Below are 13,683 nucleotides of genomic sequence, written 5' to 3'. Positions count from 1 at the left end.
CACATAAAAAGGGTGGGAGGCTGGCACGGCGACCCGTGCCTGGCTCGTTGGGGCTGCTTCCTTCCGGACCTGACCCGGTTGGCGAGTGGCTCGTCCACCACCAACCTCCCGGTTTTCATATCGGCAATCCCAACGCAAAAAGCAAGCGCACACAGAAAAAAACTGCTATTTACTCGTACATCATGACATTCGCACTCGACGCAAAACTAAACGCAGATACCTTCCCCATCGTTAAACTGGGTCTTTGTGACCTACGCTTGATGAATGACCGGCGTTGGCCATGGCTTATTCTTGTGCCGCAAAGACCGGGAATCACTGAAGTTCATGAATTGACGCCGCTCGATCAGACGATGTTGACATTCGAGGCGGGCATCGCGGCGCAGGCACTCAAGTCGATTACCAATTGCGAAAAGATCAATACGGCTGCACTTGGCAATATAGTTCGCCAACTACACGTGCATGTCATTGCACGGAACACTGGCGATCCGGCATGGCCTGGGCCGGTCTGGGGCCATGGAACACGCGAGCCTTACAGCAAAAACGACGCAAAGGTCTTTGCGAAAACGATTCTCGACGCTATTTAAACAATCCCCGTCCAGTTTCCCCGTTCTGGAGCTTCCATTCATGTCGTTTCGTCTTTTTGATGCTCCGCTAGCCGAGCCCAGCCATTTTGTGGGATTCGCCGGGAACAGGATCAATCGGCATTCGGAAAAACGGAGTGACGACGTTGTCACCCTTGCGCTGGCAAATGCCGATGCGCGCATGTTGCTGGTGGGCGATGGCAAGATACTGGTTGATCGCAGCGCCTCGGAAGGGAATGCGTTTTTCGGGATGGAAGCAGCCTCGGTGCTTCTCCCGGGGTTGAACAAGACAATTTATCTCGGCCTTCAAGACGATATGCCAATATTGGCAGGACCGAGCGGCCTTTCTCCGGAAGCGCTACCTATGGGCATTGAGGCGGTTGACTATCGTTCGGCCTATACGCAAGGGCTTATTCCCCCAGATCAGATAGGAGCCATGGCGCAAGCCGTGTCACTGCTCTCATGGCATGACACCCACAAGTTTTGCGGGCGCTGCGGCCATGAAACCGTCATGCGGGATGGCGGCTATCGTCGTACATGCCCCAATTGCGAGGCTCAGCATTTTCCGCGCACAGACCCGGTGGCAATCATGATGGTCGTGCGCGGCGACAAGTGCCTGCTGGCGCGCGGGGCGCATTTTGGGACCGGCATGTATTCCTGCCTCGCCGGGTTTATCGAACCCGGAGAGACTATCGAAAATGCAGTGCGCCGCGAAACCATGGAAGAAACCAACCTGCCTGTAGGGCGTGTTCTCTATCATGCCAGCCAGCCTTGGCCCTTCCCCTATTCTTTGATGATCGGTTGCCATGCCGAAGCCCTCTCGGACGATTATATATTGGATACGGCAGAGCTTGAGGCTGGACGCTGGTTCAGCCGCGAAGAAGTCAGGACCATGATGGACCGTACGCATCCAGATGGCCTTATGACGCCGCCCGCAGGGGCCATTGCAGCCCACCTCATCCGCAGCTGGGTGGAGAGCAAGTTTTAATCATTGGATAGAAAGGCGACGCCTGTGGACTTTCGCGATGATGAGCTGAAAAACTTTGAAGCCAATGGTGCGCTGCCATTACCGGACGCGACCGACGAGGGTTTCGTTGAGAACGATGGAGCCAGCATCCACTATTCTGCCTATGGTGCCGGAGCGCCGGTAATCCTGCTTCATGGCGGATTGGGCCATGGCGGCAATTGGGGCTATCAGGTTCCAGCTCTTGTCGATGCCGGACACCGCGCGCTTCTCATCGACAGCCGTGGACATGGCCGCAGCACGCGTGACAGTAAACCCTATAGCTATGAGCTGATGGCATCCGATGTGCTTGCGGTCATGGATCGATTGAGCATTGCCAAGGCCGCTCTACTTGGCTGGAGCGACGGCGCCTGCACATCAATGGTGCTCGGCATAAAGGCATCGCATCGCGTCACCGGTGTCTTTTTCTTTGGCTGCAACATGGACCCGAGCGGCACCAAGGAAGTCCAGCCAAGCCTAGCGCTCGATCGTTGCTTCAGCCGCCATGTCAAGGATTATGCCGAGTTATCGGCAACGCCTGATCAGTTCGAGGACTTTCTGGCAGCCGTCGGCAGAATGATGAAAACGGAACCTAATTATGGTGCCGCCGAGCTGGCGAAGATTACGGTGCCGGTCACTGTCGTTCAAAGCGAGCATGATGAATTTATCAAGCAGGAACATGCCGAATATCTCGCGCGCACCATCCCGGGCGCAGAGTTTCTCCTGCTACAGGGCGTCAGTCACTTCGCGCCGCTGCAACGGCCTGACCAATTCAATCAAGCAGTCCAGCAATTTCTCGACCGAATCTCAGCTCAATAATTAGTCTTCGCTTATTTGCGAGCTTCGGAATGTCGTGTCAGCTGGGTAGACACCCAATACACGCACTTCCTTCGAGAAGAATTCCAGCTCCTCCAGCGCCTGGGCGACATTCTTATCGTCCGGATGGCCTTCAATGTCCGCGTAAAACTGCGTCGCCGTGAATTTACCGTCGATCTGGTAGCTTTCCAGCTTGGTCATATTCACCATGTTCGTGGCAAAACCGCCCATCGCTTTATAAAGTGCAGCCGGAACGTTGCGGACGCGGAATACAAAAGTGGTCATCATCAGCGCATCGGAGGTACGCGGTGCCCATTTTTTGGTTTTTGTCAGCACGACGAAGCGCGTGACATTGTTTTCAGTGTCCTCGACATCCTCTTCGAGAATATCCAAACCATAGAGGCTTGATGCCAGACGCGGCGCCAAAGCAGCCATCGTCCTGTCCTTGACTTCCGCGACCAGCCGCGCTGCACCGGCGGTGTCGCCAGCGATCACCGGCTTCCAGCCATTCTTGCGAATATATTTGCGGCATTGGCCAAGTGCATGGATATGGCTGTGGACAGAGGTGATCTCGCTGCGCTTCGTGCCCGGTAGAACCATCAGCTGAAAATGGATCGGCAGAAAATATTCGCCAACAATGTGTAGTCGCGATTCCGGTAACAGATGGTGGATATCGGCAACACGTCCGGCAATGGTATTTTCAATTGGAATCATTGCCAGATCGGCTGCACCGCTTTCAACCGCATTGAACGCATCTTCAAAGGTCGGGCAAGGCATAGGTTCCATCGTTGGAAACATGTTGCGGCAAGCCGTATCGGAATTTGCTCCGGGTTCACCCTGAAAAGAGATGCGGTTGGTCTTGGTCATTATCCTTGGCCTTGTTTCATATTCAATAATTCGCGGGCGCGATCCAGATCTTCCTGGGTGTCCACACCCAGCGGCACAGAATCGACAATCTCGACATCAATGCGCATCCCAGCCTCAAGCGCGCGCAGTTGCTCCAGCCGCTCACGCCGCTCCAGCGGCGAAGGGCCAAGCCTGACAAAACGCTCAAGAGCGGCCCGGCGATAGGCATAAAGCCCGATATGGTGGTAAAGCGGCCCCTCGCCCCAAGGGGCTGTCGCACGCGTGAAATAGAGTGCGCGCAACTGGGTTTCACTCAAAGGCGAGCCGATGATCTTGACCACATTGGGATTGGTCTTTTCCGCTTCGTGGCGAATCTCGACCGCCAGCGTACCAATATCGGCAGGACCATTGAGCAATGGCAATAGAGCGCGCTTTATAACATCCGGTTCGATGGTTGGCAGGTCACCCTGCACATTAACAACCGCATCAATATTCCCATCAGGGTCGAGTGCTTGCAGCGCTTCATAGATGCGGTCGGAGCCGGATTCGTGATCGCTTCGGGTCATGACAGCTTCCAGCCCGTAAGCTTCGACTGCCAACTTTACCTCAGCCGTATCAGTGGCCACAACGGTGCGGCCAAGGCCCGCAGCTATGGCGCGCTCAGCAACGTGAACAATCATCGGCTTGCCTGCAATATCGGCCAAAGGCTTGTTGGGAAGCCGTGTCGAAGCCATTCTTGCCGGTATCAGGTTCAATATTCTCATCATTCCTCACACCCCTACGGTGTCAAAAAGTCTCAGGCAGAACCGCCCTTATATGTGTTGCAAGTGGGAGATAAAACCCCTAGTTTCCGCGCAATCACGAGGGGTTTCTGCCACAAATGCAGCGGTTTGCATTGATCAGATATTGAAGCCCTCCGCAAGAGGAGTAATGAGCGACGATGGGATCCGCATTTAATAAGTACGCCATGGCGTTTCTGGCAACAGTGTTCGTTGTCATGTCCGCGGCCATCATGTCCGACTCCCTGTTCAATTCGCACGCTCCCGAAAAGCCAGGCTTTATTATTGAAGCACCTGAGGGCGGCGAAGCAACCGCAGGCGCAGAGGCTCCTGCCGCAGCGGTGCCGGTGGCAACCCTGCTCGCTTCAGCTGATGCGAAGCGCGGTGAAGCTGTGTTCAAGCGTTGCGCTGCTTGCCACACCGCAGAAAAGGGCGGCGCTAACAAGGTCGGCCCGAATCTTTGGGACATTGTTGAGCGCCCGATCGCGACCCATGAAGGTTTCAGCTATTCCGGCGCCATGAAGGAATTCTCCAAGGGTGGCCAGGAGAAGTGGACCTATGATCACCTCAATCACTTCCTGACCTCGCCAAAGGGCTATATCAAAGGCACCGCCATGGGCTTTGCGGGTGACAAGAAAGATCCGGAGCGTGCCGATTTGATCGCCTATCTGCAGACGCTTTCAGATAGCCCGAAGCCATTCCCTGCAGCTGATGCTGCTCCAGCCGGTGAAAAGCCTGCTGAAGGCGCTGCACCTGCCGCTCCGGCACCAGCGGGCGAAACACCCGCAGCGCCTGCTCAGCCAGCGCCAGCACACTAAAACCTACTCATATCGATCTAAAAGCCGGGCTCAATGCCCGGCTTTTTTGTATCAACTCCCCGTGTTTTTTAAGCGAAGGCCTGTTCTCTGCCGCATTTTCTCTTAGACTGCCTGTCAGATAGAACTGTGGAGACCTGTTTTGAGATTTCGCCGCTTCGTTATCAGCCTTGCGCTGCTCGCTGCCACAACCCTTGGCACCCTTCAGATTGCACATGCGGCGGAACCGGAATGGCGTCATGCTACGAGTGCCTTGGGCGAGCCCAAATATAAGGCCGGTTTCAAGCATTATGACTTCGTCAATCCGGATGCACCCAAAGGTGGAACTCTCAATCTCATAGCTCAAGGTTCCTTTGACAGTCTGAACCCATTCATCGTGCAAGGAACCTCTGCTGCGGGCCTTCCCGGCGGTACAATTATGGGAGGGCATCTCTACGATACGTTGCTCGACCGTGCCCTTGACGAACCCGCCACGAGCTATGGTTTGCTCGCCGAAGCGGTCTCTTATCCTGAAGACTTTTCATGGGCCAAGTTCCGATTAACCCCGACAGCAAAATGGCACGATGGTCAGCCGATTACGGTCGACGATGTAATATGGTCATTCAATGTGCTGAAAGAGCAAAGCCCGCTATATAACAAATATTATCACGACGTGACCAAGGCCGAGAAAACAGGGGAACGTGAAGTGACATTCACCTTTGGCGTTAAGGGCAATCGTGAACTTCCAAGTATCATCGGTGAGTTTCCGGTACTTCCAAAGCATTGGTGGGAAGGAACCGATAAAAACGGCAATAAGCGCGATATAACAAAGCCTACATCGGAAATCCCGTTGGGCTCTGGCCCCTATAAAATTGAAAGCGTCGATTTCGGTAAGACAATCATCTGGGTTCGTGTCGCTGATTACTGGGCAAAGAATGCTCCGACCGTTCTTGGACGCAACAATTTTGAGCGTATCCGGTATGAATATTTTCGGGATGCCAATGCCAGCTGGGAAGCTTTCAAGAAGGGTGGCTTTCAGGATTTTCGTGGCGAACCCAGCATTGGACGCTGGACACGTGAATATGACTTTCCGGCAATTGTCCGGGGAGATGTCATTAAAACGATCTTTCCGACCCGATCTTCGGGCCGGATGCAGGGTTTCCTGCTCAATACACGGCGCGACAAGTTCAAGGATATACGAGTTCGGCAGGCGCTAAACCTGGCTTTCGACTTTGAGACCATGAGCAAGAATATGTTCTTTGGCGAATACAAGCGCATCAACAGCTATTTCTCAGGTACAGAACTCGCTTCGAGCGGACTTCCTCAAGGCAAGGAGCTGGAAATCCTCCAAACTGTCAAAGGCGAAGTCCCCGAAGAAGTATTCACTCAGGAATTCAAGAATCCGGTTTCTGATACACCGCAAGCGTTGCGTGAGAATTTGCGCAAGGCAGTGGGATTGTTGCGTGAGGCTGGGTATGAACAGAAGAATGGCAAGCTGGTCAATCAAGCCGGCCAGCCAATGACCATTGAGTTTCTTGGTGATGATCCTCGTGATGAGCGAACAATCGGGCCGTTCATGGCCAGTTTACGCAAACTGGGAATCGATGCACAAATAAGAGCTGTCGATGCCGCGCAATATGCGGCAAGAGTGAATGATTTTGATTATGATGTTTTGGCAATTATGGGTATTGGACAAACGCTTTCTCCCGGCAATGAACAACGCGATTACTGGGGTTCAGCCAATGCGGACGTAAAGGGGGGGCGCAATTATATGGGCATTAAAAACCCCGCCATCGACAAACTCATTGACAAGGTAATCCTTGCTAAGGATCGCGAAGAGCTTATTGCCGCAACCCATGCGCTGGATCGTGTACTCCTGTGGAATTACTACGTCGTACCGCAATGGTATGACGACCGAAGCAGGGTGGCATACTGGAACAAATTCGGAATGCCGGAAAAACAGCCCGACTATATTGGCATGGATCCCTTTTCATGGTGGATCGACACCGCAAAGGAACAGGCTTTGAAAGCGCGCGCCCAATGACGGGATTTAACCGCCGCGAACTTATGAAGCTTTCGGGCGCTGCAATGCTCACTGCCATGGCTCCAAAATTGGCCTTGGCAGATGTGCAGACGGACGTTCCGCTTCATGGCCTCTCTGCGTTTGGCGAGTTGAAATACCCGAAGGATTTTACGCATTTTGACTATGCCAGTCCCGATGCGCCCAAGGGCGGAACCTTCGCTTTTTCGCCCAATACGTGGGTTTTTAATCAGTCGCCCCAAACCTTCAATACGCTCAATACGTTCTCGAACAAGGGAGATGCTCCGCCCCGTATGGAACTCTGTTTCGATACGCTGATGGCATCTGCACTGGACGAACCGGACTCGATTTATGGTCTGGTGGCAGAAACAGTTACCGTTTCCGCCGATCGCAATAGCTTCACCTTCAAACTGCGGCAGGAAGCCCGCTTCCATGACGGCTCGCCAATCACTGCGGAAGATGTTGTTTTCAGCTTTGAAACCCTCAAGGACAAAGGGCATCCCCAACTCCGTCTGGTTCTGACGGAGTTGAGCAAAATTGCTGCACTGGACGCGCATACCGTGCAGCTGATTTTTTCAGGCAAGCATTCTGACCGTGCGATACTCGATATTGCCTCAATACCTATTTTTTCCCAAAAATGGTACGCCACCCGGGACTTTGCGGCATCAACAATGGAACCGCCGCTTGGCTCGGGGGCATATCGTGTTGGTCGTGTCGCTCCTGGCCAAACCATAGAGTATGAACGCGTGGCGGATTATTGGGCCAAGGACCTGAATGTACAACGCGGTCAAAACCACTTTGATCGCATTAAAATTGATTTCTACCGGGAGCGCCAACCGGAATTCGAGGCTTTCAAAAAAGGCGATATTTTCTGGCGATATGAGGCAACCGCAAAAACATGGGCGACAGAGTACAATTTCCCTGCGGTACAACAGAAACGTGTCATTAAACGCAAGTTTACAACGGAAAAGCGCCCGCAATTGCAGGCTTGGGCCATTAATCAGCGCCGCGAGCATTTCCGCGCCCCCCAGGTACGCGAAGCTATTGCACTGTGCTTTGATTTTGAGTGGACCCAGAAAAATCTTTTCTATGGTGCATATGAGCGCTCCCATTCAGTGTTTGAGCAATCGGATTTCCGGGCAAGCGGAAAGCCCTCTGCGGAAGAACTCGCCATTCTGGAGCCTTTTCGTGACAGGCTGCCCGAGGCCATATTCGGCGATGCATTGTTGCAAACACCTTCTGATGGCAGCGGGCGTGACCGCAAAAACTTGAAGCGGGCATCCGACCTTTTAAATCAGGCGGGATTCAAACGGGATGGTGACAAGTTGGTGGATGCGCAAGGCCGACCGCTCAATCTTGAACTCTTGATTTATGCTGAAGTCTTCACCCGCAGTTACTCACCTTTCGTAAACAATCTGAAGGCCTTGGGCATCAACGCCTATCTGCGCTTGGCCGATCCCGCGCAATATCAAAGCCGCATTCAGAATTTTGATTTCGACATGATCGGTTTGGCGGTGCAACTCTCCCCTACGCCAACACGAGAATCACTGGAGGAGATATTCGGCTCCAAGGGCAGGGATATCCCGGGTTCGTATAATTTTCCCGGCACAGCCGATCCGGTTGTCGATGCGCTTATCGCTAAAGTGAGCGATGCAAAAACGCGTGACGAGCTGGTTTCGCTATTGCGGGTTTTAGATCGGCTCTTGCGTATCAGGCGTGATTGGATTCCAAACTGGTACTCAGCGAATCATCCGATCGCCTATTGGGACATGTTCGGCTTCAAGGAGCCCAAACCCGATTATGGTTTCCCGGTTGAAACGCTGTGGTGGTTCGACGAAGCAAAGGCGAAGGCAATTGGCAAAGTTTGATGGACTGAAAGCGATGAGAGGGCGCCCCTGATGGGAGCCTATGTTCTGCGACGCCTTCTGCTGATGATACCGACATTGTTCGGCATTTTGCTTGTCTGCTTCGTCATCGTGCAATTCGTACCCGGTGGGCCGGTTGAGCGTATTATCAGCCAACTGACCGGACAGGGCGGCAATGCCATGGACCGCATCAGCGGTGGCGGCGGCGATATTGGCCAGGCTCAGGATCAGCTTGGGACGGGATTGGGCAACTCCAAATATCGCGGCGCACAGGGCCTCGACCCGGCCTTTATCGCCAGCCTTGAGAAACAATTTGGTCTTGATAAGCCGCCATTGGAGCGCTTCGGCCTTCTGGTCTGGAATTATATCCGCTTCGATTTCGGGCGAAGCTATTTCCGCGATATAAGTGTGATCGAGCTGATAAAGGAAAAACTGCCGGTCTCCATATCGCTTGGTTTGTGGACGACCCTGCTGTCCTACATGATTTCAATACCCTTGGGCATTCGCAAGGCCATCAAAGACGGATCATCCTTCGATATCTGGACCAGCGGAATTATCATCATTGGCTATGCGATTCCCGGCTTCCTGTTCGGTATCATGCTCATCGTGTTTTTTGCAGGCGGCTCGTTCTTTGATTGGTTTCCGCTGCGCGGCTTGACCTCAAATAATTTTAGCCAGCTATCCGGGTTTGAGAAGATCGTGGATTACGCCTGGCACCTTGTTCTGCCTTTGACAGCGATACTCCTGTCGGCCTTTGCCACGACCACCCTGCTGACCAAGAATTCATTTCTTGATGAGATTCGCAAACAATATGTCACGACGGCACGGGCGAAGGGCCTCTCGGAACGAAAAATTCTTTATGGCCATGTTTTCCGCAATGCCATGCTGATTGTGATCTCCGGTTTTCCAAGCGCTTTCATCTCGATTTTCTTCACCGGTCAGCTGCTTATCGAGGCCATCTTCTCTCTCGATGGCCTTGGCCTTCTTGGCTATGAGTCGATCCTCAACCGCGATTATCCCGTGGTTATAGCCACCGTGTATATTTTTGCCCTTATCGGCATTCTCATGACCCTGTTATCTGACCTGCTTTACACTTGGATTGATCCGCGCATCGACTTTGAGCGGAGGGACGTGTGATGACCGATATCGTGGGAACCGCTCCCGCCTCCGTGAAGCGACCGCGCCTTTCGCCGCTCAATGCGCGACGCTGGCAAAACTTCAAGGCAAACCGGCGCGGCTGGTGGGCGCTTTGGATTTTCCTTTTCCTGTTTGCTGTCTCGCTCTGTGCGGAACTTGTTGCCAATGACAAGCCGATCATCGTCTCCTACAAAGGCGAGATTCTCTTTCCGGTTCTGGTCGATTACCCAGAAGAAAAGTTCAACGGCTTTTATGCGGTTACGGATTACCGCGATCCGGTCATTCAGGATGAGATCAATGCCAATGGCTGGGCCATCTGGCCGCCGGTGCGCTACTCCTACAGGACAGTCAATAATGAACTGCCGGAAACCGCGCCTTCAAAACCCTTCTGGCTCTATACGCCTGAAGAGCGTTGCAATCGCTATGCGCTCGGCGTCAATGATCCCAATTGCACTTTCGGCAATATGAATATTCTCGGGACGGACGATCAGGCCCGCGATGTCTTTGCCCGGGCACTTTATGGCTTTCGCATTTCTGTGCTGTTCGGCCTTATCCTGACCGCCTGCTCCGCGGTCATTGGTGTTACTGCGGGCGCACTGCAAGGCTATTTCGGTGGCTGGGTCGATCTTATCGCCCAGCGTTTCATCGAAATCTGGTCTTCGGTACCCACGCTCTACCTCCTGCTTATCATGTCATCCATATTGCCTCCCGGCTTCTGGATTTTGCTCGGTATCCTGCTGCTATTTTCCTGGGTCAGCTTTGTTGGCATTGTCCGTGCCGAATTTTTGCGCGCTCGTAATTTCGAATATGTGAACGCAGCGCGTGCGCTTGGCGTCCCCGACCGGACAATCATGTTCCGTCACCTTCTGCCCAATGCCATGGTGACGACACTGACCTTCCTGCCCTTCATCCTCAATGGATCAATCACCACATTGACCTCGCTGGATTTTCTCGGTTTCGGCCTGCCTCCGGGCTCGGCATCGCTTGGCGAGCTGCTCGCACAAGGCAAGAACAATCTGCAGGCTCCCTGGCTGGGCATTACTGGCTTCGCCGTGATTTCGTTGATGTTGTCACTGCTGATCTTTGTCGGTGAGGCAACACGTGACGCCTTTGATCCACGCAAGGCTTTCAAATGACCAAAGCTCCCCTCCTCTCCGTCCGCGATCTCTCCGTTGCCTTCACGCAAAACGGGCGGGAAACACTCGCGGTTGATCATATTTCTTTCGATATTGCTGAGGGTGAGACGGTCGCTCTGGTTGGCGAATCCGGTTCGGGTAAATCCGTCTCGGCCCTTTCAGTGCTGAAGCTTCTGCCCTACCCGCCTGCTTCGCATCCTTCAGGCCAGATTCTGTTCAATGGCGAGGATTTACTCGACAAGGATGAAACTGACCTGCGCCGTGTGCGCGGCAATGACATTACGATGATCTTCCAGGAGCCGATGACCTCGCTCAATCCGCTCCACACGATTGAGAAGCAGATCGTTGAAGTTCTCAAGCTGCATCAGGGCATGCGTGATCAGGCTGCGCGCAAACGCACTCTTGAACTGCTTGAAGAAGTGGGCATTCGCGAGCCAGAAAAGCGTCTGGACGCCTATCCGCACCAGCTTTCCGGCGGGCAGAGGCAGCGCGTCATGATTGCCATGGCTCTCGCCAACAAGCCAAAGCTTTTGATCGCCGATGAACCGACAACGGCACTTGACGTGACCGTGCAGGCCCAAATTCTCAAACTCCTTGCGGAGCTGAAATCTGCGCAAGGCATGTCGATGCTCTTCATCACCCATGATCTTGGCATTGTCCGTAAAATCGCGGATCGCGTCTGCGTCATGACAGGTGGCAAAATTGTCGAAACGGGGCCGACAAAGGAAATATTCGACAATCCTCAACACGCCTATACCAAGCATCTGCTTGCAGCCGAACCGAAAGGCAATCCGCCTTCGGCTGATCTTTCGGCTGAGCCTGTCATGCGCGGCGAGAATATGAAGGTCTGGTTTCCTATCAAGCAGGGCTTTTTCCGCCGCACAATCGACCATGTGAAGGCCGTTGACGGCATCGACGTGACCATTCGCGCCGGTCAGACATTGGGCGTCGTGGGCGAATCCGGTTCCGGCAAGACCACGCTCGGCCTTGCCCTGTCACGCATGATTTCTTCGGAAGGTGTCATCCGTTTCGGCGAAAAGGATATCAACCAGTTTTCCTTCAAACAGATGCGTCCCTTGCGGCGCGAAATGCAGATCGTGTTTCAGGACCCGTTCGGCTCGCTATCGCCGCGCATGTCCATCGCAGAGATTATCGCAGAAGGTTTGAAGGTTCATGAGCCGAAACTTTCTGCCGATGAACGCGATGCGCGCGTCGTGACTGCTCTTAAGGAAGTGAACCTTGATCCGGAAAATCGTTTCCGCTATCCGCACGAATTTTCCGGTGGTCAGCGCCAGCGCATCGCCATTGCGCGCGCCATGGTGCTTAACCCGCGTTTCGTCATGCTGGACGAGCCCACATCTGCGCTCGACATGAGCGTCCAGGCACAGGTTGTCGATCTTTTGCGTTCATTGCAGCAGAAGCATAATCTGGCGTATCTTTTCATCAGCCATGATTTGAAAGTTGTCAGGGCGCTTGCCAATGATGTTCTCGTGATGCGCAATGGCAAGGCGGTGGAATATGGACCATCGGAGGAAATCTTCGCACGTCCGAAGACAGATTATACAAAAGCCCTGATGGCCGCGGCCTTCAGGATAGAAACGGCCGAACAGGGAGCGGTTAGCGAATGACAAGCTTGGAGAGTGATAAGATCCTGCTGGCGGTAACCGGCTGGGACCCGGAGGTTTGGCAGACGGAATTCGCTAAATCAGCGCCCAAGCGCAAACTCGTGCTTGATAGTGAAGCTGACAAGAATGATGTTCGCTATGCACTTGTCTGGAAACAGCGCCCCGGTTCGCTGATGAATCTGCCCAAGCTCGAAGTGATTTTCTCATTGGGTGCAGGCGTCGATCATGTGTTTCATGACACGCAAATCCCTGATGTTCCAATCGTCCGTATTGTCTCGCCTGATCTTACCATGCGCATGAGCGAATATGTGGTCTGGCAGGTGTTGGACCATCACCGTCTTGGTCTTCGCTACCGCGAGCAGCAAAAGCAGCGCGTGTGGCATGAAGATCGGCGCCAGCCAGCCGCTCATGAAGTGAATGTGGGCATTCTCGGTCTTGGTGTGCTTGGACGTGACGCCGCGCAAAAGCTTCGCACGCTCGGGTTCCGCGTCAGTGGCTGGAGCCGCCGCCTGCAAACCATCGAAGGGGTTACAACCCATTATGGCAAGGATGGATTGAAGGATTTTCTCAAGGATGTAGATATTCTTGTCTGCCTGCTTCCCTTGACGCCGGACACGAAGAACATCCTGTCGATGAACATATTTGCGCAGCTGAAGCCGGAAGGCCCTCTCGGCGCGCCTGTCCTTATCAATGCCGGACGCGGCGGCCTGCAAAATGAGGCGGATATTCTGGCAGCGCTTGATCGCGGCATGCTCTCTGCCGTGACCCTCGACGTGTTCAACAAGGAACCATTGCCGAAGGACAGTCCTCTCTGGACTCATCCGCAGGTCATTGTCACACCGCATGCAGCTGCAAGTTCAAGCCCGCAAGCACTGGTGCCTGAAATCGTCGCCCAGATCGAATCCTATGAGCGCGGTGAGCCTTTAAAGAACATTGTCGATAAGGCTGCGCAATACTAAGCTTGCATAATCAATGGTGCGTGGTTCGACGGGGCTCACTATGAGGAATGTGGGCTGGTTGCAACGACAATCGCAATTTAACGCGCTATGTTCCTGCAAGG

Annotated in this window: 12 protein-coding genes and 1 other RNA gene; 10 read left to right on the top strand and 3 right to left on the bottom strand. The window is 53.7% G+C overall.

The features are described from left to right. Positions 1-12: 12 nt before the first annotated feature. Positions 13-109, bottom strand: an RNA gene (gene ffs / locus AC6CHM_RS09110) — signal recognition particle sRNA small type. A 70-nt stretch (positions 110-179) separates the two neighbouring features. Here ffs and AC6CHM_RS09105 point away from each other — a divergent pair. Genes AC6CHM_RS09105 through AC6CHM_RS09095 form a run of 3 tightly spaced genes read left to right on the top strand, consistent with a single transcriptional unit; the run spans position 180 to position 2,403 of the window. Beyond that, positions 180-584, top strand: a complete 405-nt coding sequence (locus AC6CHM_RS09105) for an HIT domain-containing protein (protein ID WP_115051608.1) — start codon at positions 180-182, stop codon at positions 582-584. A gap of 40 nt (positions 585-624) precedes the next feature. Then, the gene (gene nudC, locus AC6CHM_RS09100; protein WP_337353556.1) at positions 625-1,569 is read left to right on the top strand and encodes an NAD(+) diphosphatase; all 945 of its coding nucleotides are present in this window, start codon (positions 625-627) and stop codon (positions 1,567-1,569) included. A gap of 24 nt (positions 1,570-1,593) precedes the next feature. Beyond that, complete coding sequence (locus AC6CHM_RS09095; protein WP_336440652.1) at positions 1,594-2,403, top strand: alpha/beta fold hydrolase; 810 nt, start codon at positions 1,594-1,596, stop codon at positions 2,401-2,403. On the opposite strand, the gene AC6CHM_RS09090 is transcribed toward AC6CHM_RS09095, so the two are convergent. Next, positions 2,404-3,267 carry a prephenate dehydratase gene (locus tag AC6CHM_RS09090; protein WP_307282471.1) on the bottom strand — a complete coding sequence of 288 codons (864 nt, stop codon included), beginning with the start codon at positions 3,265-3,267 and terminating at the stop codon, positions 2,404-2,406. Then, positions 3,267-4,010, bottom strand: a complete 744-nt coding sequence (locus tag AC6CHM_RS09085; RefSeq protein WP_115051364.1) for a 3-deoxy-manno-octulosonate cytidylyltransferase — start codon at positions 4,008-4,010, stop codon at positions 3,267-3,269. The genes AC6CHM_RS09090 and AC6CHM_RS09085 overlap by 1 nt, the downstream gene beginning before the upstream one ends. Before the next feature lie 176 nt (positions 4,011-4,186). Between AC6CHM_RS09085 and AC6CHM_RS09080 the strand changes: the two genes are divergently transcribed. The 7 genes from AC6CHM_RS09080 to AC6CHM_RS09050 all read left to right on the top strand — a co-directional run bounded on the left by AC6CHM_RS09080 (position 4,187) and on the right by AC6CHM_RS09050 (position 13,582). After that, positions 4,187-4,843: a c-type cytochrome gene (locus AC6CHM_RS09080; RefSeq protein WP_336440653.1), complete on the top strand. Its 657-nt coding sequence runs from the start codon at positions 4,187-4,189 to the stop codon at positions 4,841-4,843. 139 nt (positions 4,844-4,982) lie between these two features. After that, the gene (locus AC6CHM_RS09075; protein WP_440807245.1) at positions 4,983-6,863 is read left to right on the top strand and encodes an extracellular solute-binding protein; all 1,881 of its coding nucleotides are present in this window, start codon (positions 4,983-4,985) and stop codon (positions 6,861-6,863) included. Then, positions 6,860-8,728, top strand: coding sequence for an extracellular solute-binding protein (locus AC6CHM_RS09070; protein ID WP_498173293.1), 1,869 nt, complete (start codon positions 6,860-6,862; stop codon positions 8,726-8,728). Before AC6CHM_RS09075 ends, AC6CHM_RS09070 begins: the two co-directional genes overlap by 4 nt. Positions 8,729-8,758: 30 nt before the next feature. Next, a complete protein-coding gene (locus tag AC6CHM_RS09065; RefSeq protein ID WP_307282463.1) occupies positions 8,759-9,862 on the top strand; it encodes a microcin C ABC transporter permease YejB in 1,104 nt (367 codons plus the stop codon). Further along, on the top strand, positions 9,862-10,998 hold the full coding sequence (locus AC6CHM_RS09060) for an ABC transporter permease (RefSeq protein WP_307282462.1): 1,137 nt from the start codon (positions 9,862-9,864) through the stop codon (positions 10,996-10,998). Before AC6CHM_RS09065 ends, AC6CHM_RS09060 begins: the two co-directional genes overlap by 1 nt. Beyond that, a complete protein-coding gene (locus AC6CHM_RS09055; RefSeq protein WP_337353553.1) occupies positions 10,995-12,626 on the top strand; it encodes an ABC transporter ATP-binding protein in 1,632 nt (543 codons plus the stop codon). Before AC6CHM_RS09060 ends, AC6CHM_RS09055 begins: the two co-directional genes overlap by 4 nt. Further along, entirely contained in the window at positions 12,623-13,582 is a 960-nt protein-coding gene (locus AC6CHM_RS09050; RefSeq protein ID WP_307282457.1) for a 2-hydroxyacid dehydrogenase, read from the top strand. The genes AC6CHM_RS09055 and AC6CHM_RS09050 overlap by 4 nt, the downstream gene beginning before the upstream one ends. Positions 13,583-13,683 lie beyond the last annotated feature (101 nt).

It is taken from the genome of Phyllobacterium sp. GQ127 (genome assembly GCF_059758635.1).
The sequence above is the reverse complement of the archived record's forward strand: the minus strand, read 5'-3'. Positions and strand labels throughout refer to the sequence as shown.

Coding starts and splice junctions, on each gene's coding strand:
- nudC (WP_337353556.1), top strand. CDS start 625: ATGTCGTTTCGTCTTTTTGATGCTCCGCTAGCCGAGCCCAGCCATTTT.
- AC6CHM_RS09090 (WP_307282471.1), bottom strand. CDS start 3,267: ATGACCAAGACCAACCGCATCTCTTTTCAGGGTGAACCCGGAGCAAAT.
- AC6CHM_RS09085 (WP_115051364.1), bottom strand. CDS start 4,010: ATGAGAATATTGAACCTGATACCGGCAAGAATGGCTTCGACACGGCTT.
- AC6CHM_RS09080 (WP_336440653.1), top strand. CDS start 4,187: ATGGGATCCGCATTTAATAAGTACGCCATGGCGTTTCTGGCAACAGTG.
- AC6CHM_RS09070 (WP_498173293.1), top strand. CDS start 6,860: ATGACGGGATTTAACCGCCGCGAACTTATGAAGCTTTCGGGCGCTGCA.
- AC6CHM_RS09065 (WP_307282463.1), top strand. CDS start 8,759: ATGGGAGCCTATGTTCTGCGACGCCTTCTGCTGATGATACCGACATTG.
- AC6CHM_RS09060 (WP_307282462.1), top strand. CDS start 9,862: ATGACCGATATCGTGGGAACCGCTCCCGCCTCCGTGAAGCGACCGCGC.
- AC6CHM_RS09055 (WP_337353553.1), top strand. CDS start 10,995: ATGACCAAAGCTCCCCTCCTCTCCGTCCGCGATCTCTCCGTTGCCTTC.
- AC6CHM_RS09050 (WP_307282457.1), top strand. CDS start 12,623: ATGACAAGCTTGGAGAGTGATAAGATCCTGCTGGCGGTAACCGGCTGG.